This window comes from Chloroflexus sp. (assembly GCF_056331925.1).
Map to the genome: position 1 here is coordinate 23491 of NZ_JBWGQH010000018.1, position 21321 is coordinate 44811.

General features: G+C 56.0%; 20 protein-coding genes. 11 read left to right on the plus strand and 9 right to left on the minus strand.

Going from position 1 to position 21321, the window contains the following annotated elements:
- Positions 1 to 17: 17 nt before the first annotated feature.
- From AC01ZF_RS10815 to leuB, 5 genes are all read right to left on the minus strand, one after another.
- Positions 18 to 626: an alpha/beta fold hydrolase gene (locus tag AC01ZF_RS10815; protein ID WP_476575353.1), complete on the minus strand. Its 609-nt coding sequence runs from the start codon at positions 624 to 626 to the stop codon at positions 18 to 20.
- Positions 627 to 633: 7 nt separating this feature from the next.
- Positions 634 to 1977, minus strand: coding sequence for a phosphomannomutase/phosphoglucomutase (locus tag AC01ZF_RS10820; protein ID WP_424676476.1), 1344 nt, complete (start codon positions 1975 to 1977; stop codon positions 634 to 636).
- Between the two features lie 61 nt (positions 1978 to 2038).
- The gene (gene meaB, locus AC01ZF_RS10825) at positions 2039 to 2971 is read right to left on the minus strand and encodes a methylmalonyl Co-A mutase-associated GTPase MeaB (protein ID WP_424676477.1); all 933 of its coding nucleotides are present in this window, start codon (positions 2969 to 2971) and stop codon (positions 2039 to 2041) included.
- A gap of 2 nt (positions 2972 to 2973) precedes the next feature.
- Entirely contained in the window at positions 2974 to 3381 is a 408-nt protein-coding gene (locus AC01ZF_RS10830) for a cobalamin B12-binding domain-containing protein (protein WP_012615892.1), read from the minus strand.
- Positions 3382 to 3456: 75 nt separating this feature from the next.
- A complete protein-coding gene (gene leuB, locus AC01ZF_RS10835; RefSeq protein ID WP_424676478.1) occupies positions 3457 to 4533 on the minus strand; it encodes a 3-isopropylmalate dehydrogenase in 1077 nt (358 codons plus the stop codon).
- A gap of 116 nt (positions 4534 to 4649) precedes the next feature.
- On the opposite strand from leuB, the gene AC01ZF_RS10840 reads away from it, so the two are divergent.
- Positions 4650 to 4868, plus strand: coding sequence for a hypothetical protein (locus tag AC01ZF_RS10840; protein WP_424676479.1), 219 nt, complete (start codon positions 4650 to 4652; stop codon positions 4866 to 4868).
- A 3-nt stretch (positions 4869 to 4871) separates the two neighbouring features.
- Here AC01ZF_RS10840 and AC01ZF_RS10845 read toward each other — a convergent pair whose 3' ends face one another.
- Complete coding sequence (locus tag AC01ZF_RS10845) at positions 4872 to 8363, minus strand: BTAD domain-containing putative transcriptional regulator (protein ID WP_424676480.1); 3492 nt, start codon at positions 8361 to 8363, stop codon at positions 4872 to 4874.
- Positions 8364 to 8507: 144 nt separating this feature from the next.
- Between AC01ZF_RS10845 and AC01ZF_RS10850 the strand changes: the two genes are divergently transcribed.
- The 4 genes from AC01ZF_RS10850 to AC01ZF_RS10865 are packed head-to-tail and all read left to right on the plus strand — an operon-like array spanning position 8508 to position 11160.
- The gene (locus AC01ZF_RS10850) at positions 8508 to 9386 is read left to right on the plus strand and encodes a hypothetical protein (protein ID WP_428113133.1); all 879 of its coding nucleotides are present in this window, start codon (positions 8508 to 8510) and stop codon (positions 9384 to 9386) included.
- Positions 9383 to 10006 (plus strand): YigZ family protein, encoded by a 624-nt coding sequence (locus AC01ZF_RS10855; protein WP_428113135.1) that lies wholly within the window; start codon positions 9383 to 9385, stop codon positions 10004 to 10006. The genes AC01ZF_RS10850 and AC01ZF_RS10855 overlap by 4 nt, the downstream gene beginning before the upstream one ends.
- Positions 10007 to 10009: 3 nt before the next feature.
- On the plus strand, positions 10010 to 10441 hold the full coding sequence (locus tag AC01ZF_RS10860) for a DUF2231 domain-containing protein (protein ID WP_424676483.1): 432 nt from the start codon (positions 10010 to 10012) through the stop codon (positions 10439 to 10441).
- A 41-nt stretch (positions 10442 to 10482) separates the two neighbouring features.
- Entirely contained in the window at positions 10483 to 11160 is a 678-nt protein-coding gene (locus tag AC01ZF_RS10865; RefSeq protein ID WP_424676484.1) for a lysophospholipid acyltransferase family protein, read from the plus strand.
- 56 nt (positions 11161 to 11216) lie between these two features.
- Here AC01ZF_RS10865 and AC01ZF_RS10870 read toward each other — a convergent pair whose 3' ends face one another.
- From AC01ZF_RS10870 to fmt, 3 genes are all read right to left on the minus strand, one after another.
- Entirely contained in the window at positions 11217 to 11789 is a 573-nt protein-coding gene (locus AC01ZF_RS10870) for an SH3 domain-containing protein (RefSeq protein ID WP_424676485.1), read from the minus strand.
- A gap of 37 nt (positions 11790 to 11826) precedes the next feature.
- The gene (locus AC01ZF_RS10875) at positions 11827 to 12261 is read right to left on the minus strand and encodes a hypothetical protein (RefSeq protein WP_424676486.1); all 435 of its coding nucleotides are present in this window, start codon (positions 12259 to 12261) and stop codon (positions 11827 to 11829) included.
- A 105-nt stretch (positions 12262 to 12366) separates the two neighbouring features.
- Positions 12367 to 13311: a methionyl-tRNA formyltransferase gene (fmt, locus tag AC01ZF_RS10880; protein ID WP_424676487.1), complete on the minus strand. Its 945-nt coding sequence runs from the start codon at positions 13309 to 13311 to the stop codon at positions 12367 to 12369.
- 194 nt (positions 13312 to 13505) lie between these two features.
- Here fmt and AC01ZF_RS10885 point away from each other — a divergent pair, with 194 nt between their 5' ends.
- The 6 genes from AC01ZF_RS10885 (at position 13506) to AC01ZF_RS10910 (ending at position 21279) form a co-directional block, all read left to right on the plus strand.
- Positions 13506 to 14450 (plus strand): MDR/zinc-dependent alcohol dehydrogenase-like family protein, encoded by a 945-nt coding sequence (locus AC01ZF_RS10885; RefSeq protein WP_424676488.1) that lies wholly within the window; start codon positions 13506 to 13508, stop codon positions 14448 to 14450.
- Positions 14443 to 15384: a GGDEF domain-containing response regulator gene (locus tag AC01ZF_RS10890; RefSeq protein ID WP_424676489.1), complete on the plus strand. Its 942-nt coding sequence runs from the start codon at positions 14443 to 14445 to the stop codon at positions 15382 to 15384. Before AC01ZF_RS10885 ends, AC01ZF_RS10890 begins: the two co-directional genes overlap by 8 nt.
- A gap of 218 nt (positions 15385 to 15602) precedes the next feature.
- On the plus strand, positions 15603 to 18941 hold the full coding sequence (locus AC01ZF_RS10895) for a tetratricopeptide repeat protein (protein ID WP_424676490.1): 3339 nt from the start codon (positions 15603 to 15605) through the stop codon (positions 18939 to 18941).
- A complete protein-coding gene (locus tag AC01ZF_RS10900) occupies positions 18938 to 19546 on the plus strand; it encodes an FFLEELY motif protein (RefSeq protein ID WP_476575354.1) in 609 nt (202 codons plus the stop codon). The genes AC01ZF_RS10895 and AC01ZF_RS10900 overlap by 4 nt, the downstream gene beginning before the upstream one ends.
- On the plus strand, positions 19543 to 20364 hold the full coding sequence (locus AC01ZF_RS10905; protein WP_424676492.1) for a formylglycine-generating enzyme family protein: 822 nt from the start codon (positions 19543 to 19545) through the stop codon (positions 20362 to 20364). Before AC01ZF_RS10900 ends, AC01ZF_RS10905 begins: the two co-directional genes overlap by 4 nt.
- Positions 20365 to 20412: 48 nt before the next feature.
- On the plus strand, positions 20413 to 21279 hold the full coding sequence (locus tag AC01ZF_RS10910) for a YecA family protein (RefSeq protein ID WP_424676493.1): 867 nt from the start codon (positions 20413 to 20415) through the stop codon (positions 21277 to 21279).
- The last annotated feature ends 42 nt before the right edge of the window (positions 21280 to 21321 follow it).

Genomic DNA, 21321 nt, shown 5'->3' on the forward strand with positions numbered 1-21321 from the left:
CATTAAAGAGATGATGCCTACCCTACGTGTACCGGTAATACCTCGTGGAGGAATGAGACGATACGATCAGTTACTCGGGTAAAACCGGTGCTACCCGGTACTACCCAGTTGAAATGGCTCATACCGGGTACGATGTCCAGCCGGCAAGATGAGCCAGCCCGGATCGCAATAGCCTCGGCCTCGGCCAACGGCACCAATTGATCGGCATCACCGTGGACGATCAATAATGGGCGTGGGGCAAGGCAATGTACCATTTCTTCGGGTGCATACTCGATCAGTGCCTCAGCACTTTCGAGCGGTACCATCACCTGCATCTGTGGAAATTCTGCGCTCACCTGATTGAGAAATACTTGTGATTCAGGGTCAGGTACGACAATCTCCAACGGATCGACCAGTGTTGAGACGCCGGTCATAACCCGTCGTCGCCGATCTTCGGCCAAGCGCACCAGAAACTCGCGCCATTCCCAATGACGACGCAGACTACGCAACCAACGCGCACCATTACCCGGCGGTTCGAGGGCCACTGCCGCTTTCACCCGCTCATCAACCGCGGCGGTTGTGATGGCATGGGCACCGCCGAGGCTAATCCCAACCAAAGCCAGCCGTTCAGGATCAACGCGGTGCAAGCGGAAATTATGATCGAATCACTGCCAACACCTCATCACGCTTCGCTTCCATCTCGGCTCGCGAGGCAATCGACTCGAGGTTGAGCCGGATCAGCGGCTCAGTGTTGGAACCACGTACATTGAAGTGCCACGTATCGTAGCTCACCGAGACACCATCGATCCGCTCGATCTTGCCATCGCGATACCGTTCGGCAATCTCTTCAAGCTTGGCACGCACATCGCTCACCCGCGAATTAATCTCGCCTGAGATGAAGTAGCGCGACTCGAGTCGGCTCAACAGCTCGCTCATCTTTACGCCACGCTTCGACAGCATTTCGAGCAGATAGAGCGAGGGGATAATGCCCGAATCGGCAAAGGCAAAGGCTTTAAAGTAGTAGTGACCGGAGACCTCACCGGCAAAGATCGCATCTTCGTTTGCCATACGCCGTTTGATAAACGCATGACCAACCCGCTCGACCAACGGAATACCTCCGGCGGCACGCACTTCGTCGGGTACCGCCCACGAGGCACGCACATCGTAGAGAATCTTCGCGCCTGGCTCCTTCTCGAGCAGATAACGACCTAAAATCGCCGTCAGGAAGTCGCCGGAGATAAACTCACCGCGATCGTCAATCGCAAAGAAGCGGTCACCGTCGCCATCAAAGGCAAAACCAATGTCGGCGCCTTCCTCCTTCACCCGCCGCTGTAATTCGGCCCGATTCTCCGGCATCAACGGGTCAAGACCGTGATTCGGCAAAGTGCCATCGGGTTCGAGATACATTCCGGTCAACTGGATCGGCAGGCGGGCATAGACCGCTTGCAGGATAGGACCAACCATCCCATTACCGGTATCTACGATCACGTTGAGCGGCTTGATCGCCTCAACGTCGATCAGGGAGAGCACCTTCTGCACAAACTGCTCTTTGAAATCGTACTCGCGACGCTCGCCGCGTCGGGTCGGTGTAGGGAAGGCTTCACGCTCGACTAAGCGGCGTAAATCCTGGATACCCTCATCACCTGACAAGAGATAGGGCATGCGACGCACCATCTTGAAGCCGTTGTATTGCTTTGGATTGTGCGATGCCGTGACCATCATACCCGGTAAACCGAGCTGTGTACACGCAAAGTAGTATTGATCGGTGCTAACCATCCCGATGTCGGCGACATCGGCGCCCTGATCCATAATGCCACGGGTCACCGCATCGAACAACGCCGGCCCAGAGGTACGCATATCACGGCCAACAATGACCGTGTCGGCGCCGAGAAACGTAACAAAGGCGCGCCCGATCAGGTAAGCAATCTCTTCGTTTAGCTCGGTCGGATAAATACCCCGAATATCATACGCCTTAAAAATTGATGGATTGACCTGCACGAAATGCCTCCTTGGCTTGATTCGGTGAATAGTTCCGGCTGTATCCTACCACAAGCAGCAACTACGTGGGCCACCCATCCAATAACTCACTCGCTGCCGCATATGGATCTCGCCGACGTGCGGCAATCTCACCAACAATGGTATTCCACCGTGGGCCACGCAACCGTTCGAGAACAAGTTCTTGAATTGCTGTAGTCAATTCACGTTCAGCAACCATGAGCGCTCGTCGGGCCGGCATATCGGTTGTGGTGAGAAACTGCCGGTGTTGGTTCACCGCATCAACCACTTGTCCACATCCCTCGCCGGTTGTCGCAACGGCGGTCAAGACCGGTGGCACCCAACCATCGGTCGATCCGCCGCCCAATTGCAACATTGTACGCAACTGGCGTACCGTCTGATCGGCACCCGGTCGATCGGCCTTATTGACGACGAAAATATCGGCAATCTCTAGCATGCCGGCTTTAATACTCTGAACATCATCGCCCATACCGGGCACTTCGACCACGATGGTCGTATCGGCAGTTTGGGCAATATCCACCTCATCCTGACCGGCCCCAACCGTTTCGATGAGCACAACCGAAAAGCCGGCAGCAGCGATCAGAGTCACGGCATCAGCCGTCGCTCGGGCCAGACCACCCATCCGCCCACGGCTGGCCATACTACGGATAAACACACCGGGGTCACCACCGAGCACCTGCATACGGATCCGATCACCGAGCACGGCGCCACCACTGAACGGAGATGACGGATCGACGGCAACAATACCAACCGTCACACCACGTTTCCGCCACTCTTGGGCCAGTGCGGTCACGAGGGTCGACTTTCCGGCGCCGGGCGGTCCGGTAACACCTACCCGGTGGGCGTGGGCGTATGGATAGGCGGCAGCTAATACTGCTCGTGCTGCCGACCCTCCCTGTTCTACCAACGAAATAGCGCGCGCTAAGGCTCGCCGTTCGCCATTGCGCAGGCGCGTCACCAAGTCGTGTTCGTTCATGCTTAACCCCGCGCCAACGGAACGTTTGCCCGGATGAAGTCGATGATAGCCTGGGTTGATGAACCCGGTCCAAAGACCTCGGCGATGCCATGTTCGCGCTTGAGGATCGCAGCGTCTTCGTCGGAGATGATCCCGCCGGCGACGACCAACACATCCGTCATCCCCTGTTCGCGCAGCAACTGCATCACCTTAGGGAGTAGCGTCATGTGGGCGCCGGAGAGAATCGAAAGACCGATCACATCAACATCTTCCTGGAGAGCTGCTTCAACTATCATCTGCGGAGTCTGTTGCAGACCGGTGTAAATCACCTCCATACCGGCATCACGGAGAGCACGTGCAATCACTTTCGCACCGCGATCATGACCATCAAGACCAGGTTTGGCAACCAGTACGCGAATTTTTCGCTCCATTGAGCGCTCCTTTTGCTGCGATAACAATGGCGTCTGTGGTAAACCCTATCGTTGGTGACATCGACAACGATCGCCTTACCCGGCAATGACGGCGGCCACGGCATCACCAACGGCAGCCGTTGTGGCGACGACCTGACCGGGAGTGGCAATATCGGCCGTTACAATCCCACGGTCGATGACCGTTGCGACTGCCGCCTCGACACACGCGGCTTCTTCAGGCAAATCAAGCGAATGGCGCAACAGCATTGCCACACTGAGAATCGTTGCCAGCGGATTAGCCTTACCCTGACCGGCAATATCTGGCGCCGAACCGTGGATCGGCTCGTAGAGGCCAAGCCGACCTTCGGCGAGCGACGCCGACGGCAACATCCCCATCGAACCGGCCAGCATCGACGCTTCATCGGTGAGGATGTCACCGAACATATTTTCGGTCACGATCACATCAAAATCGGTCGGTCGACGGATCAGATGCATTGCACAAGCATCGACCAGCATCGTCTCGAACTCTAGATCGGCAAATTCCTCGCGGACGAGACGGGTTGTGATACTCCGCCATAACCGACTCGTCTCAAGCACATTAGCTTTATCGACCAAGGTAAGCTTACCACGTCGGCGTCGAGCTAGTTGTCCGGCTACTCGTACCACCCGCACAATCTCTGCTTCGCTATAGAGACACAGATCACTCGCCCATTCACCATCAGGACCACGTTCACGCCGTTTCTCACCAAAATAGATACCACCGGTCAATTCACGCACGACGATCAAATCAACACCTTGCAGCCGTTCGGGGCGCAACGGCGATGCACCGATCAGCCGCGGATGGACCGTCACCGGTCGTAGATTGGCAAAAAGGCCGAGCGCCTTGCGAATACCGAGCAATCCCTGCTCAGGTCGAACCCGAGCCTGCGGATCGTCCCACTTTGGCCCGCCCACAGCGCCGAGCAAAATTGCATCGGATGCACGACACAGGGCTACGGTCTCTGCCGGTAATGGTTCACCGGTGGCATCGATTGCACAACCGCCGATCAAGCCTTCGCGCAGAGTGAAGGTATGACCAAACCGCACTGCGACCGCCTGCAACACCTTCACCCCTTCAGTCACCACTTCCGGCCCGATCCCATCGCCGGGTAACACAGCAATCACTGCTTGCATTGTTTCCTCAGCATCTTCACAAAAAACGGTTACGAAATGGTAAGAATCCCTCAGTATGATACTACCAAGATACGTGAGGGTATGCGACAGAATAGGATAGCACAAGGAATGAACGTATGGCGACACGCCGAGTCGAATCTTTTTTGGTCCGCATTGTCGTCGCTGAGAATGAAGGTAAGACAGCGCAGCAATGGCACGGACGGATACAGCATATCGGTACCGGCTTCGAGTGTCGGATTGATCAACTTGAAGAACTTCTGGCCTTCATTACGAATCATTTGCACGCCAGCACCAATAACACTACCACCGATCCGACATCAAGCCCAACCACATAGTAGCTACGAAGACCGGCGCCCACGCACCTGTTCAAACAGCGCAACGGTCTCCGGCAGTGGCTCGACGCCCAACTCATCACGTAGCGCGGCAACACAGCGATGATACAGCCGGATCGCTGTACCGCGCTCGCCAATCGCTCCATACGCCCGGATCAGCAACTGATACGCCTCTTCTTGAGCTTTGTCATATTCAAGAACACGCCACCCTAACGTAATTGCCTCTCGGTAGCGACCTTCTTCAAACAGGAGGCGACCTAAACTAAGAGCGGCATCGTTAAACAGCAACCCCAACCGCTCACGCTCAACCACCGACCAATCCTCATAGAGACTGTCGGGTAAGAAGGGGCCGGTATAGATCGTCACAGCCTGTTGAAATGCTTCGCGTGCCTCATCATAGTGGTTACGCTGTAACGCGCGTCGCCCGCGTTCAACCGCCTGCACGAAGGTGGCAACATCGTATTCATGGTCGCTATCAACGTTGAAACCGTAGGTATCACCCTGTTGCAAAATGTAGTAAGTTGGTGCGCCTTCAGGACGATCCGGTTCGAGCGCTTTAATGAGCCGGCTAACGGTCACGCGCAGATTATTCGATGCCGAATCACCATCAAGGCCGGGCCAGAGCATATCCATAATTTGATCGCGCGACAACATACGGCCCCGCTCAATCAGGAGGAGCTGGAGCAGATGGCGTGCTTTGATACTGCGCCAATCCCGTTCACGCACTTCTTGATCGCCGCGCAACACCTGAAACCCACCGAGCGCACGAATGATCAGCCGGTAGGGGGGACGATACGCCAGCCGTTCCAGCGCATCCGCGGCGGCTTGCCGAAGGTCTGGTACACGTTCCTTCAATAACGAACGTAATGTACTGTAAGCTTGAACCAACCCCAACTCACCGACCAAGCCGGCGATACGTACCCGGAGTGTCGTTGGGTACGCTTCATCGAGGAGTGGTACCAAGATGGAGGTCAGGGTTGCAGTATCAAAATTGCGCAATGCAGCAATCATTGCCCGGCTCGACAGCCCAAGCTGTAGTGCCGTTTTGATGGCCCAGAGCATCACCGGACGTGGTAGGAAGGGCAACGTCTCCACACCGACGCGGTCGCAGATCGTACAGGCGATACGAATATCATCGGCCACAGCCTCCATGTGCGGTTGTTGCTGGAACATCAAATAGGCGCGGTAGATATGAATAACCGCCTGAAACAGACCATCGCGACGCCGAACGATAAACGCGAGCAACGAATCGGCCATCGCCAACGCTTGTTCAGTCTCACCACCTTCACCCATCGCGAGCAGCAACAGAGTCTGCATCCACGCATCGTGTATCTGGAAGGACTGCAAGTCGCTCTCACGGGTCACCGGTGTATTAGGATCGGCGCACTCGCGTAATTTGTGCCAAAATGCAACAGCTTGTGCGGCAGCCGTCGGCGATTGGCTTCGTAACGCAGCGTAAATCTCAACGACACGCACCCGCATTCCTAATAACCGGTCATCAAGCTGACTCGCAATTTGCCGTCCCCGTTGCAGATACGTCGCCGCCTCATCAAAGCGCTCGTGCTCAACTAAGAGTAACGCCAGGATCAGCACCGCATTACCGGTCAACACACTGCCAGGGGTGTAGTCGTTCAGACGAAAATAGCACTCTTGTGCTTGATCAAGAGCAACTTCGCTCTGACCTTGCTGATAGAGGGCTAACGCCTGTAACAACAACAACGACTGGCGCAGCATATCGTTGCGATCAATTCGGGGCAGATCAAGAGCGGCACGGATGGCCGTCAGTGCCTCGGCCGGATAGCCCTGTTGCACATAGATTGACGAACGCAACACCGCCAACAACCACTGCCAAAGCACACTCAGCGGCCACCGTTCTGCCCACCGCCCTACTCGCAACGCGGCCCGGAACCGCCCTTGGCTATAGAGCAACGCCATGAACCCAACCAGTGCTGCACCACGCGACCAGGCATCGTTGATGCGGGTTGCGGCTTCGATCACTCGCCGGCACACGCGAGCAAACTCGGCCGGTGTATCGGCCCAAAAGAGCAAAACAGCCATATCGCGCAACGCGCGCATTTCTTGATCGGTGGCGCCGGCTAATCGATACTGTTCGGCAGCTTGTGCGATCAACTGTAATGCGCGTTCCCGATTGGTGTTAAAAAAGCTCCATCCATACATATGGAGCAGCGCCGGATCACGTTCGCGTGCATCCTGTGGCAAGCGCTCGATCCAATTGCGTAGACTCTCGCGTTGGGGAGAATCGATCAGCGGCCATGCGTACTCGCGCAGGGCATAGGCAATCGCTGCCGGATTTTCCGCCGCGGCCAGATGACGCAAAGCCGCCTCGATCTGATCGTGCCGGGCCAGGGTCATCCCAAACCGCTCATGAAGCTCACGAACAAAGACCCGGTCGAAGCGCAATAGGGCCTGATCGGCTAGTAAGCGCTGCCAGAGTGGATGGAAGCGAAACACCCGTTCACCGGAAGTGCCATCGGTTTCAACGGTGAGCGGTAGACCAAAATCAATCGCTTGCTCGAGCAGTTGCGTGCTATCATCAACTCCTAGGGCTTCATCGAGGAGTGAGGGGATCGCTTGACCAAACAATGCCGTACAGATCAGACGGTCAACTAAGTGGCTCGGGAGCATGCCCAACACTTCTGAAGCCAAATACTCAAAGAGATCGTGCTGATTTGTCGCCAAACCCTGGAGATAAGCTCGACGCTGTTCAGGTGTCTGGCGCGCCAATGTGCGCACCGCCAACTGCACACTCAACATCCAGCCACCGGTCCGTTCGAGTAACAGGTCAAGTTCATCGTCGGGCAATACCACACCGACGCGCGCTAACAACTCAATGGCCTCATCGCGTTGCAACAAGAGATCAGACGCACCAATCTCGAGCAACCCACCCTCGGCGCGTAGGCGCGGCAGTGGCGCAAACGTCAGGGGCCGGCGCGAAGCCATCACAATATGCAAATTCGGTGGTGCAGCACGGAGAAGATAACCTAACAGTTCGGTAGTTATCGGGCCTTCACTGACAAGATGTACGTCGTCGAGCATCAAAATAGCCGGTGACTGCAATTCACGTTGCACATTACTCAGTAACGCACCGGCAACCAATGGCCAGTTTTGCTTAAGACTGTCCAGACTCTGCAAGAGACGCAACGCTTGCTCACCGGCGGTAGGGAGTAAACGCCGGATAGCCACAATCAAGTACGTTAACAGTAAGGCCGGCTCTTGATCACTCGTATCGAACCCAAGCCACGCTACCTGGGCACCCGTCTGAGTGAGTTGGTCAGCCCACTGTGCGAGAAGTGTCGTTTTGCCATAGCCGGCAGGGGCAACAACGACCGTCACCGGTAATAAACGTACTTCGGTCAGTAACGCCTGCAAATCGTGACGAAGGATCTCCTCTCGTCGCACCGGCGGCGGTGTGATCTTGAGAGGTAAAATAGGGGTGCCTACCGCAACCGATGGCGCTTGCTCGGCCAGATCGGTCATGGGCTGCTCCTTAGTGTACCAACATATGCCATAGATAAAGAGAGGTGGTAATCTATGGCGTTCTCCGAAATTCAGGGTTTAATACAAGGTATGATACAGTTGTATACTATATCATCGTCTGTATTGTAGCATGCCCTTTTTATTATGCCTACCCTCCTGAACGGTCTGCCAACACCGCATCCGGCACTTGTATTCACCCGTGCCGAACGCGATCAAGCCGTTATCTTCGAGCCGGCTTGTGCATCATTCTTTCGTCCATTGGTCGACAGATCTACGTTACAACCGTGGCATACTCCCATCGGCGACCGCTGGTTGTTAGTCATACCTCCGGGGTACAGCCAGCAGTCTGCGATCACGAGCGTCACCGACTTGATCCAACGCCACCCCGGACTCAACCGACGATTGAGCGCCTATACCGATCACACCGAGCCGTTATGGTGGGAAATGCCGTCGCCTGCTACGGCAATTCTGACCGCACCGACACCTCGCATCTTGATCGGCACCGGCGAACAAGCACCGATTGCGTGGGATTCAGGTCATGCGGTTGCCCTCCATCCGATCCGCGTTGTGGCACCGGCCGATCATCTCACGCTAGCGTTACTCACATCTAGGGGCGGACGTATTCACTTACAGCAAGCATCTGACACCATCACGCTACCGGCCACACCGACCCAGATTGCCGGTCGGTTAGCCGAACTAGCCGCACAAGCGGTAGCGATGGCACACGAACAGCAAGCACTTGCCCGTGAATTCGCTCGTCGGTTACTGGCCGATTTTGGGCCACCGGGTAGTACCCTCAGTCCAGCCCTCCACCGATGGTGGGAGCTAGAGTTTCGGGATTTACTCGCCGAAGTACACCGTGCGTTACGCAATCCGATACCCGAACCGTTTCAACCTTTTTGGGCGGCACGACACGCCGAAGGTCGTTCACGCTACTATACCCTGGCCGCCGAATTAGCAGCAGTTGCGGCTGCCATTGACGAACTCGCCAATCCGTTGTGGAATGAAACACAGATACCATGACTCGCTACCCCATCCCGGCTGCACCGGCACGAACAGAAATTGTTGTGCGCGGTTCCCGTTTTATCGCACAGGCGATCCCTACCTCAACTGTAGAAGCGGCCCGTGCCGCGATTGCGGCAGTCCGTGCTGAAATGCCCGACGCGACCCATCATTGCTATGCGTACCTGATCGGGTATGGCGCCAGCACTGTCGCCGGGATGAGTGACGATGGTGAACCGGCCGGTACCGCCGGTCGACCGATGATGGCGGTACTGCGTGGAGCCAATCTCGGTGACATCATGGTGATTGTCACCCGCTATTTCGGTGGCACCCTGCTCGGTGTAGGGGGATTGGTTCGGGCGTATAGCGACGCTACCCGCGCCGTCCTTGCCATAGTACCACGTACCCAACGGGTTATCTATCGATACATCACCCTTCACGTCCCATACGCCGACTACACGATGATCCGTCGGCTGCTGGAAGCCAATGCGGCTGTGATCATTGATGAAACATTTGCCGCCGCGATTACGATTACAGTCGGTTTGCCGGCCGATCAAGCTGCTACTATCAGCAAACAGATCGATGAATATAGCGCAGGCAGGATTCGCATCGAGTCGGCACACGAGTATGGTATAATATAGGCGATGTACGCATTGCATCCCGCTACAGTCCATATACCTATCGGGCTGCTGTTAGCCAGTAGTCTCTTCACCCTAATAGCACTGCGCACCGGTCAGAAGCAGTGGGAACAAAGCGCATACCACTGTCTCATCTTTGGCCTCATCGGCGCAGTCGTCGCCATTGCCAGTGGTCTCTTTGATGCCGCTCGTCAAGTGTTTGGCCGTCCTACCGATGACCCGGTACTTTTATGGACAAATGGTCATGCAGCGGCCAGTCTTATCGCAACGTTATGTTACGGACGAGTTTGGCTCATTCGACGGCGACAGCCCGATATCGTTTACCATCTAACCCAGCGACAGAGCTATCTCAGTTGGCATATCGCCGGTAGTCTCTTTCTGATTGTCGGGGGTTGGCTTGGCGGGCGCTTAGTGTTTGGTTTCGATCTTGGCCGTTAAATCCACGAGTGGCCGTTATTGGTAGATTGCGTGAGGAGGTCATGTTCGCCTACGTCGTGTACGGTATTCTCTACCTCATCATCAACTTTTTTCGGCTCATTGGCTGGTGGCGATGGTCAATCACCGGTATTGAAAACTTACCACCGCGTGAGCAGGGTGGGATGATCCTCGTCATGAATCATATCAATTGGGTTGACATTCCCGCGGTTGGTGCGCTCTTACCATTCCGCTATCGGCTTTCGTGGTTGGCAAAGATCGAGATCTTCGCAAACCCTATAGCCGGCTGGTTTTTTCGCACGATGCACGTGATTCCGATCCGCCGTGGCAAACGTGACCTCGCTGCACTCGATGCTGCCACCGACGCACTACGGAATGGAGCCGTATTGCTGATCTTTCCCGAAGGACACCGCAGCCGCAACGGCATCTTGCAATCGGGTCGTGGTGGTGCAATCCGACTGGCGATGCAGGCCGGCGTACCAATTGTGCCAATGGCCATCACCGGCACCGAACATGGCTTCCGCGGCACCTTACTGCGCAAACCGGTCTATATTACTGTTGGTGAACCCTACCGCATCGACCCGCTGCCCGATAATCGCATTCCCGCCGATGTGATGGAACGCTTAACCACTGAAATGATGGTGAAGATTGCATCTATGCTACCACCGGCTCAGCGTGGCCCGTATGCCGCTCTGGTTGAAACAGCCACACCATCACAGTAAGGATGAAGTTCAGTCGAACGGAGATGTTTGTACCAATATAGATGCATCGCTCACGTTCAGGGCACATGCGGTTCGAGAAACAGCGTCCCATCGGGGGTAGCAACGGCACACCACCCACTCACACTACCTACTTCCACCCGCCACCACGTATAACCATCGGCGTCAACCGGCCCTTCGCGCAGGATCACTTCACGACCGGCCGGAATGAGCGCCACTACGCGCGCAGTTAGGCCTGGAGCCGACCGCAGGCGCAGCGCGGCATTCCCTACGTTAACGATAACAGCCCGGCCACCAACTTGCAACGTTGGCGGCGTCGGCGTTGGCTCCGTAGTCGGTGAAGGCAACGGTGAAGGCGTTGGCGGAATAGGTGACGGTGTTGCCACAGCCACTGTTGTTTGGGGAGTCACCATCGGTTGTGCGACGACAGCCGGACCCAAACGTCCGACGAACCAGACAACCACCGTCACCAGAAGAATACCACCCATCACGAATAGCGCAATACTCACGGGCGTGCGCCATGAGCGACGGCGGCGCACCGAATCATACCCTAACCGGTAGTAGTAGTAGTGCTGGTAGTAGAAAGGGTTGAATTCTCCCCGTTCGGCATCGGCAGCACCGAGTTCGTACATCTCGCTCGTTGTTGGCATAGGCAAGCGAGGATACCGACTATTTGGTGATAACTAAATCTTCACGCCCCATTTCACGCAGCATGTTGGGGTAGATCGTGTATATCGGCTCAACTGCAGGTAAGAGCTTGAGGATTTTAGGAATTGGACCTTTCGCAATAATTTGCCGTCGTGCTAGTGCCGTCATCAGATTGATCTTGCCGTGCCAAAATTGGTGAGCGATATCTGCTTTCATGCTCATCTCAACATCGGGCTTGAGATCGACATCACCCCAGAACACATCGCAATACGCACCGGGCTGAGTCGGTGGATGGGCAGCATCGATGGTAACAACACCGTGCGGTTCTTCGTAGCGAAACTGAATGACGATCCGGCCTTCGCAGATCCGTGGCGCAATCTGCGCATCGCATTTAACCCGATCATAGAGCGTCCCTAAAACCTGTCGCAGCTCTTCCTCATCTTTGAAGAATGGCATAAGGCGTCTCCCACATCTCTCGGCAGCTCTAGCATATGTCGTTGCCCGTATTGGGATTATACGCGGTTCAGAGACAAAACGCAAGGTCGTCAATAACGCACTGCGTTATAGTGGTGTGTCAGCACCCAACACAATCTCAGGAGCATGAACACCGGCCAACCATGCTGCACCACTCATTGGGCGACGGCTCGCCGGCTGCACCTCAACCAATTCAAGGGCGTCGCTACCGGTCTGCACCAACGGATGACCGTGGGCACTCCGGCCAATCACCATTCCTGGCGTAGCCAAGGCATCGGTCGGGACCACAGCGGCACTCATAATTCGCAACATCTGACCACGCCAGAACGTATACGCACTCGGCCATGGATCATAAGCGCGGGTCATTCGCTCGATCACAATTGCCGGCAACGTCCAATCAATCCGGCCATCTTCCTTTTTGAGCATCTTGGTGACGGTTGCTTGGCCGTGATCTTGGGGACGCAGTTCGATCTCGCCACGCACGTAGCGAGGTAGCACCTCGACCAACAACGTAGCACCCAGCCGAAACAGCTCATCGGTGAGTGGGCCGGTACGCGCATTTGGTGGAAGATCGACCATCGCTTGGGCTAAAATGGGACCACTATCCATACCGGGATCAAGTCGCATAATTGTCACGCCGGTGACCGTTTCACCGGCCAAAATCGCACCGGCCACCGGAGTCGGTCCCCGATAGAGCGGCAACAACGACGGGTGAATATTCAGATAACCCAACGGCGGAATCTCGAGCACGGCCCGGCGTAAGATCTCACCATACGCTGCCACCACACCGACATCCGGCTGTAGTGCCCGCAGCGTCTCGACTACTGCTGGAGCACGCAGCGTCTCCGGTTGGAGCACCGGCAAGCCATGGGCCAACGCGGCAACCTTCACCGGGGGTGGTGTCAACCGCCGGTCGCGCCCGGCCGGGCGATCCGGTTGCGTAACAACGCCAACAATCGTATACCCGGCAGCCACCAGTGCATCGAGTGCATGTACTGCATAGGAGGGACTGCCGAGAAAGATAATACGCATAGAACATCTCCTTGGTCTGGCGATGGGATCGGCTCGTAGTGAGGTCGCAATTGTGCAACGCTGACATCGATCCTGTCATCGCAGGCAACAGCATATAGTATAATAGAGCTACGACTTTCGCAGACAACTTAGTCACGAACTTCACCAATTTGCCTCTGTCGAAAGGGACAACATAGAGCCATTCCGGTAAAGTCATGCGAGCAATTGTTTTCGATGGTAGTTTACGCTACACTACTGATTATCCCAAACCACACCGCCCACCAGGTGAAGCGCTGATCAAACCACATTTGGTTGGGATTTGTAATACCGATCTCGAAATTACCCGTGGGTATATGAACTTTCACGGTATTCTTGGTCACGAATTTGTTGGAACCGTCATCGATTGTGACGACCCGCAATGGCGTGGGCGACGAGTCGTAGGCGAAATCAACGCAGCTTGTCGTCGCTGCGTCACCTGTTTGCGCGGTGATGAAAGTCACTGCCCACAACGTACTACGCTTGGTATTGACCGTCGTGATGGCGCGATGGCCGATCTGTTTGTGCTACCCGAAGCCTGTCTCCATGAAGTACCGGCGACTGTTAGCGATGAGGCAGCGGTCTTTACCGAACCACTAGCCGCCGCACTCGAAATCGTCGAACAGAGCCACATCCACCCTTCCGAACGAGTTGCAGTTGTTGGCGACGGTAAACTCGGAGCAATGATTGTGCAGGTGCTGCGCCTAACGGGTTGTGCATTGACGTTGGTCGGTCGTCATCCCGAACGGTGGGAGCTGTATCGACGTCAAGGAGTAACCTGTACAACCAGCACTGACGTACCGGCAGCCCATTTTGACGTTGTTATCGATTGTACCGGCAACCCAAGCGGACTAGCAACGGCACGTCGTCTTGTTCGCCCACGTGGACGGCTGGTGCTCAAGAGTACGTTTGCCGCCGAAACCCAACTGAACCTGAGCATGCTGGTAGTTGACGAAATACAGCTCATCGGCTCGCGCTGTGGTCCATTCGCGCCGGCACTGCGCTTACTCGAACGCGGGCTTGTTGAGACATCAGCCTTGATCAGTGCCTGTTACCCCCTTGATGCTGGTTTACAGGCATTTAGCGCCGCACCCGGCCAACTTAAGGTATTGCTCAGTGTCTGAAGAGATCCATATACCGACGGTTTTAATTGCCGACGATGATCCAAACCTGCGCTTTTTGCTCAGCGATATGCTGCAACGCGCCGGTTTTGATGTTTTGGTCGCGGAGGATGGTATCGCACTCCTCCAGATCGCTCAAGAACAACTGCCAGACATCATCTTGGTTGATTTGATGTTGCCTGGAGTCGATGGCTATGAGGCGATTCGCCAGTTGCGCAACGACACACGCACTGCACATCTCCCGATTATCATTGTCACCGCACGCACCAACCCGGCAGATGTGGTGATCGGCTTTGATACCGGCGCCGATGATTACGTCACAAAACCCTTTAATGACGCCGAATTGATTGCCCGCATCCGCTCGCTATTACGGCGTACCACGCAACGCCCTGTCCGCAATCCACTGACCGGTTTGCCCGGTAACTCATTGATCGTTGAAGAGTTACGGTATCGCTTACAACGCGGTGAGTCGTTTGTGTTGCTCTACATCGATCTGAACGATTTCAAAGCGTTTAACGACTCGTATGGCTTTGCCCGCGGTGATCAGGCGATCCGACTATTGGCGCAGATCTGTGAACAGGCCCAACAACATTTTTCTGCCTACCCCACCTTTCTCGGTCATATCGGCGGCGATGACTTCGTGATGCTCTGCCCTACCACAATTGCCACCGATATTTCACGCTGGATCGTCGCGCAGTATGAGCAATCGGCAGTGAAACTGTACGATGAGATCGACCGCGCACGCGGATTCCTCATCTGCCGCGATCGCGCCGGCAATCTGCGCCATATTCCGATCGCTACAATCGCGATCGGTGGTGTCTCTAGCACACCAAACACCACCGTAGACGAATTATCGCGGGCCGCCGCAGCGATGAAGCACACGGCAAAGGCGTTTGGTGTAAGTGCAGTATATATTGATAATGTGCGGGTACGTTGATCGAAACCCACTCGTCAATGAGTCTTGCATGAGATAAGGAAACTTCCTTTGTACACCAATACGTATCGTGATTGGTGGATACCACAACCTTATCACTCAGTGTAAACGCTCCATATGCACCGCCAACAATATCTGTTGTTTTCTCGCTCTGCTTGAAAGATCGCGAAAACTGTTTACAATGAGGGCACCAGAGAGCGTTGTGGGCAAGGAGCGAGATCATGCGATGGCCGTGGCGACGAACACCGACCGAGAGCGAGAGTGAGGAACATCGCGAGCGAACAACTACGCAACGGCATCCTCGGCGCTGGCGCCGACCATTACTCATCGTCACCATCATCGGCATTTTCATCAGTCTCTTCGTGCTATTCCGTCCGGTCGATCCGCGGTTTGTCATTGTGGTCGCACCGTTTAGCGACCAAGATGGCCGTACCGGTCAACAGATTGCCGACGCACTGGCGCGCCAACTGCGGAGTAAAGGTGATAACCTTGTACAGGTGATCGAAAGCCGTACCCGCCCGACAAACAGTGCTGAGGCACTAACGTTAGCGCAACAGACGAATGCTGACATTCTGGTGTGGGGATCGGTGGAGGCGGGCGGTATTCTTGATAGTCCTAGTCTGCGACCTGAACTTATCTATCTCCCCCACAATATTGACGTGAGCCAAAGCTGGCACACCTTCGCCATTCGCTTTGCAATTCCGCACCACTTTGTGCTGAGTACCGCACCAATGAACGGCCAAACGACGCTTGTCCCATACCTCCTTACGCTTGCCGCCTATCACCACGGCGAAACCGATTTGGCCGTCGAACGGTTACAACAACTGCTCGAAATCAATCCGCAAGTATCGCCACTGCTCCCGCACATCCTGCGTGGCAATCTCTTGTGGGCACGAGGCTGGTATTCCGCCGCTGCAACCGAATACAAAGCAGCCCTTGCCGTTGCACATAGTGATCAGGCGCTATTAACCAACAACCTCGGTGCGATCTTGTTTGATGCCCAAGACCCTGAGGCGCTCCGTCTGTTTACCGAAGCGATTGATTTCCTCGATGGTCGCGATCTCGGTCAACTACGGGTAAACCTCGCTTTGTGGGCGTTACGTGAACAGCGCGCCGGTGATGCCGTATCCGATCTGGAGCAGGCCCGCAATCTGTTGCCACCCCACCCGGAGCTGGAACTACTCCTCTCTACCGCGTATCGCGAGAACGGTCAGCTCGATAAGGCAGCAGATTGCCTCGCTCGGGTTGAAACGGTGAAAACCGCGATCCTGGCGCGCACGCCTTTAGCAGTACGGACGGCCGTTGAGTTGCGCCTGAACAGCCTCCTGACCGAAGAGCGCGCTCTGATCGGGATCGAGCGGAAACTGCCACTGGCCGGCCCACTCTCCTGGGCACTCGAGGCTGCCGAACTCTTGCCATCCGCGGCCGATCTCCGACAGACACGCGATCAACTGCGCACGGCCACCGAATACAGCACCCGCGCGATCAGCTTGTGGCGCCAACGCGCAGCGAGCGAAGCAGCGATCTTCCCCAGTACCGGCCTTATGGCAACCGGGCAAGCCGAACGCAATGAAGAACTGGCTTATCGTCAATCTCGCACGCTTGCACTGATCGAAACCGCACTTCAAGCAGTTGACGGTCAAACGAATGCCAGACCAAACCAGTGGTTCATCGCCCTATTCGGTACTACGCGCGTTGACAATCCGACCATTGAGAAATTACGGCAATTGCGTGATAAACAACCGGACGATGTGTTCACATTACTCGCCCTCGGCTTTGCCTTGCGAATTGATGGGCAACTCGATGCGGCAAACGAAAGCTATCAGCAGGCCATCGAACAGTCCCCACAATTACCCGATGGCTATGTAGGCCTCGGTAAGGTAGCACTCGCGCGTAACGATCGGGAACGTGCGGTAACCGCGTTTCGCTCCGCCCTCGAACGGAATAACCGCTTCTTTCCGGCGCATGTGGCTCTTGCGCGCCTTGCCGAAACTGACGGTGATTGGCCGGCAGCTATTGAACACTGGCGTGCGCTCGTTGCATGGCAAGAGTCGCCGTACACGGCTGTGAATCTCGCCCGCGCACTCCGGCGTAGTGGAGTCAGTGGCTTTGCTGAAGCAGAACGGATACTCGTACCGTTGGCAACAACCTCTGCCGAAGCGGCGATTGAGTTGGCCCGCTTGTACAACGATGCCGGCTACCCCAAAGAGGCGGCCGCGGTGTATCTTGATGCCCTCACCCTTGATCCGCGTTCAACGGTTGCGGCGTTTGAACTTGGAGAGACCTACATCCGGCTCGGTGAACTGACCGAAGCCGAGCGCAGATTACGTGATGCCATTGCCTTTGATGAACGAAACCTCGATGCCCGCCTCCGGCTGGCCGAACTGTATGAAGGTCCGCTTAATCAGCCCAATCGGGCGATTGACCAGTACCGTATCGCGTTGGGACAGGGTGTTAACGATCTCAATCAACTGATTGCCATCGGTCAGGCGGCATTGACCGGCAACACCGCGACGGTCGCGATACAGGCACTTGAGCGTGCCCTGCAACTGAACCCCGACTCGGTGACGACCCATCAATTGTTGGCCCGCGCGTATCTGATCGGCAATCGTCTCGAAGCAGCAGCGCAAGCAGCCCTCCAAACACTACAACGGACGGCGAATCGGAATGATCCGGAAGCGATCAATGCGCGAGTCAATGCGTTGCTCACGCTCGCCGACATTGCGCGCCGCCGTAACGATAGCGCTGCCGCCGAGGACTACTATCGGCAAGTGCTGGCGGTTGACCCGCAATCTATCGCTGCCCACATCGGTTTGGGTGAATTGGCCGGTGAGCAGGGACGATGGGGAATTGCGCTCGGCTATTTCGAGACCGCGGTAGCCTTACCGGGAGGCGACACGAATGCTACTGCTCAGTTCTGGCTTGGTGAGTCTCTCTTGCGGAGCGGTCAACTCGCCCGTGCCCGTGCTGCGTACCAACGTGCCTTGGAGCTACAACCGATCTACCCTGAAGCGTTGCTTGGACTAGCCCAAACGCAACATGCCCTTGGTCAAGCTGATGCAGCATTACAAACGGTTGAGCAAGCCCTGCGCCAACGGAGCAATTACGCTGAAGCGCATCTCTTTCACGGCAAGTTGTTGCAAGAAGCCGGTCGTTTTGCCGAAGCACGTGCCGCTTACGATGCAGCCATCGGCGCCAACGACCGCATTGCCGAGAGTTTCTACCGCCGCGCACTGTTGGCAATTCGTGACAACGATTACGACCAGGCGATCCGTGATCTCAACCGCACCGTGACGCTCCAGCCCAACTTTCCCGAAGCTTACTACTGGCTTGGCCGCACTTACTACACACAAGGCCGCATCGAGAGCGCGCAGCAGGCGATAGAACGGGCAATCGCGCTCAACCCTGATTACAGTGAAGCTATCTTCTACAGTGGCTTGATCGCCGAGGATCAGGCAAACGTCGCTGCTGCCCGTGATGCGTATCAAACTCTTATTAGTCGTGAGCCAACGAGCGAATGGGGACAACGTGCACGCGCCCAACTCGAACGTTTGCCATGAACACGTTGCGACAGTACCGTATTGCTCTCCAAATCTTTCAATCGAACCGTCTCCGGCGAGATTACCGCGATCTGTCAGAAGTACCGGCATACGAGCCGCTCGGTGAGTTTTTCTTCAACGAAATGTACGGCCCGCGCGATTTTAGCCGGCGCGATCAAGAAGGCCGTCGGCTGGCCCATTTTATCGACCTCCTCCCCGGTGTGCATCTCCGTGATCTGGAGGAGATTCTCGAATTGCTCGATCTTACCTATCAACTTGACGATGATCTAGCACAACGGATGATGGCAGCCAACGTAGGAACCGACTTCGATGAGACGCTGTACGAACACTTCTACCGCGTGGCCGATAAGTACGATGCTCGTTTGCGGCAGCTCAACCTCGTGCGTAGTTCGTTGTACAATGTCTTCCAACTCTCGCGCTCATCCCTGATCGGGATGACACTGCGGCAGACAGCGTTCGTTGCCCGCCTCGTTGGCATTAGCGAGGTACATGCCTTTTTACGGCGCGGTTACGAAGCCTTACAATATGTAACGACGATTGACCATTTTGCCGAGACGATCTATCGGCGTGAACTCGACCGTCTCAATCGCATTTATCAACGATGAACCACCTTACCGAACTGATGCCGGTGATGGTTGTGATCCCGGCGCGAACCTTCCGAATGGGCACACCGGCACGCGAGACAAGTGATCTCGCCCGTCGTTATGGCGGGACACGTGAAAGCTACCACGAGGAAACACCACAACACGAGGTTTCATTACCGGCGTTTGCCATTGCCCAAACGCCGCTTAGTGCAGCGCTCTATAGCCTTGCCGTCGCCGATGGCGCCGTTCCACCATCACCGTCGTGGCACGGCCCGGTGCCACCACCGACATTAGCCGCACTGCCGGTCATTGATGTTACGTGGCACGAGGCGCGCACCTTCTGTGCGTGGCTCAATCAGCAACCCACGATTGCCCTACGCCTAATTGACAGCGCCGGTCAGCCTGTATCGCCACCATCCCACCTGCACTTCCGCCTCCCAACTGAAGCCGAATGGGAACACGCCGCGCGTGGCACCGATGGTCGGCACTTCCCATGGGGTAACGATTTCGATCCGCAGCTCGCCAATACACGTGAAAGTGGGCGCGCTGCCCCGAACCCAGCCGGTACGTACCCCAACGGACGTAGCCCCTACGGGATTGAAGACATGGCCGGTAATGTGTGGGAATGGACTGCCTCACTCGATTATCCGTACCCGTACCGCCCCGATGATGGTCGTGAAGACCCAAAGGCGCCGGGCCGACGAATTCTCCGTGGTGGTTGTTATGCCAACCCAGCCGGCTATGCACGGTGCGCTTGCCGCTTTCGCTTACTGCCAACGATGCGCAATCCCTTTTTAGGAATGCGGTTGGCGTTGAGCATCCCTGAATATCACGTATAATGCGTCAGCACATCGTTTGATATGACGAGCTAGAGGAGCAGTATTGATATGGCTCGACCTGGAGCAGCAAAGCTTGGCCGAAATGACCCATGCTACTGCGGTAGTGGCCGCAAATATAAAGATTGCCATTTGCGGCAGGAAGAAGAGTGGCGCAGCCAGCAACTGCGTTTACGCAATGCTCAAGACGACCTCATCAAGCGGATCATGAACTTGGCGGTAAACGCTGATGCCGGTGATCTGCAAACCGCATTTGATCGCTATTGGAACGGCCGCTACCGGTTTGAGCAATTGGCCGAATTGAATACCTGGGAAGGTTACGGCGCCGATCGCTTTATGACGTGGTTTGCCTTCGACTACCGTCAAGCAGATGGGCACACGCTCGTGTCACGGCTAGCCGCAACGATGGACGAGCATGAACTAATGCCGCTGGAACGCCAACTCTTGCCTACCTGGATCGATATACGGCTGAAGCCCTACCGGGTCGAGCGGCTCCATCCCAATGCCGGCGCCGATATTCGCAACCTACTCACCGATGAAGAGCTGATCTTAGCCGACAGTCATGCCTCGCTGCGCCTTGAACTCGGCGAAGTGATCGTCGGCCATCTGGTACCGGTTGATACGCCGCTGGGTCGGAACACGCCTAACTACTACCTTGCCGGGCCGGCAGCTCACCTTACACCTGACACAGCCGAGCCACTACGCACCTTTGCCAACATCTATCTGGCAGCACTTCGCCATGAACAGCCACAGGCCGGTTGGTCTGACCTGGTACGTGAGCGGTCCGAAATCTTTAACCACTTCGTCCTGATGTTACCAACTGACAAACCCGACCCCGAACGGATCGAGCGTTTTGTTGCTGAAACCCGGCAGCGTCTCTTGGGCGAGGAAGCAGAGCAGAACGTCGAGGAACGATAGTAGTGCTGTGAAGGCACCGAGCGCAGTGGTAGACCCACCGGC

What these genes read in the sequence shown, in the direction of transcription:
- meaB (WP_424676477.1), bottom strand. Translation starts at nt 2,971, where the DNA reads ATGAACGAACACGACTTGGTGACGCGCCTGCGCAATGGCGAACGGCGA.
- AC01ZF_RS10830 (WP_012615892.1), bottom strand. Translation starts at nt 3,381, where the DNA reads ATGGAGCGAAAAATTCGCGTACTGGTTGCCAAACCTGGTCTTGATGGT.
- leuB (WP_424676478.1), bottom strand. Translation starts at nt 4,533, where the DNA reads ATGCAAGCAGTGATTGCTGTGTTACCCGGCGATGGGATCGGGCCGGAA.
- AC01ZF_RS10840 (WP_424676479.1), top strand. Translation starts at nt 4,650, where the DNA reads ATGGCGACACGCCGAGTCGAATCTTTTTTGGTCCGCATTGTCGTCGCT.
- AC01ZF_RS10845 (WP_424676480.1), bottom strand. Translation starts at nt 8,363, where the DNA reads ATGACCGATCTGGCCGAGCAAGCGCCATCGGTTGCGGTAGGCACCCCT.
- AC01ZF_RS10850 (WP_428113133.1), top strand. Translation starts at nt 8,508, where the DNA reads ATGCCTACCCTCCTGAACGGTCTGCCAACACCGCATCCGGCACTTGTA.
- AC01ZF_RS10855 (WP_428113135.1), top strand. Translation starts at nt 9,383, where the DNA reads ATGACTCGCTACCCCATCCCGGCTGCACCGGCACGAACAGAAATTGTT.
- AC01ZF_RS10860 (WP_424676483.1), top strand. Translation starts at nt 10,010, where the DNA reads ATGTACGCATTGCATCCCGCTACAGTCCATATACCTATCGGGCTGCTG.
- AC01ZF_RS10865 (WP_424676484.1), top strand. Translation starts at nt 10,483, where the DNA reads ATGTTCGCCTACGTCGTGTACGGTATTCTCTACCTCATCATCAACTTT.
- AC01ZF_RS10870 (WP_424676485.1), bottom strand. Translation starts at nt 11,789, where the DNA reads ATGTACGAACTCGGTGCTGCCGATGCCGAACGGGGAGAATTCAACCCT.
- AC01ZF_RS10875 (WP_424676486.1), bottom strand. Translation starts at nt 12,261, where the DNA reads ATGCCATTCTTCAAAGATGAGGAAGAGCTGCGACAGGTTTTAGGGACG.
- fmt (WP_424676487.1), bottom strand. Translation starts at nt 13,311, where the DNA reads ATGCGTATTATCTTTCTCGGCAGTCCCTCCTATGCAGTACATGCACTC.
- AC01ZF_RS10885 (WP_424676488.1), top strand. Translation starts at nt 13,506, where the DNA reads ATGCGAGCAATTGTTTTCGATGGTAGTTTACGCTACACTACTGATTAT.
- AC01ZF_RS10895 (WP_424676490.1), top strand. Translation starts at nt 15,603, where the DNA reads ATGCGATGGCCGTGGCGACGAACACCGACCGAGAGCGAGAGTGAGGAA.
- AC01ZF_RS10900 (WP_476575354.1), top strand. Translation starts at nt 18,938, where the DNA reads ATGAACACGTTGCGACAGTACCGTATTGCTCTCCAAATCTTTCAATCG.
- AC01ZF_RS10905 (WP_424676492.1), top strand. Translation starts at nt 19,543, where the DNA reads ATGAACCACCTTACCGAACTGATGCCGGTGATGGTTGTGATCCCGGCG.
- AC01ZF_RS10910 (WP_424676493.1), top strand. Translation starts at nt 20,413, where the DNA reads ATGGCTCGACCTGGAGCAGCAAAGCTTGGCCGAAATGACCCATGCTAC.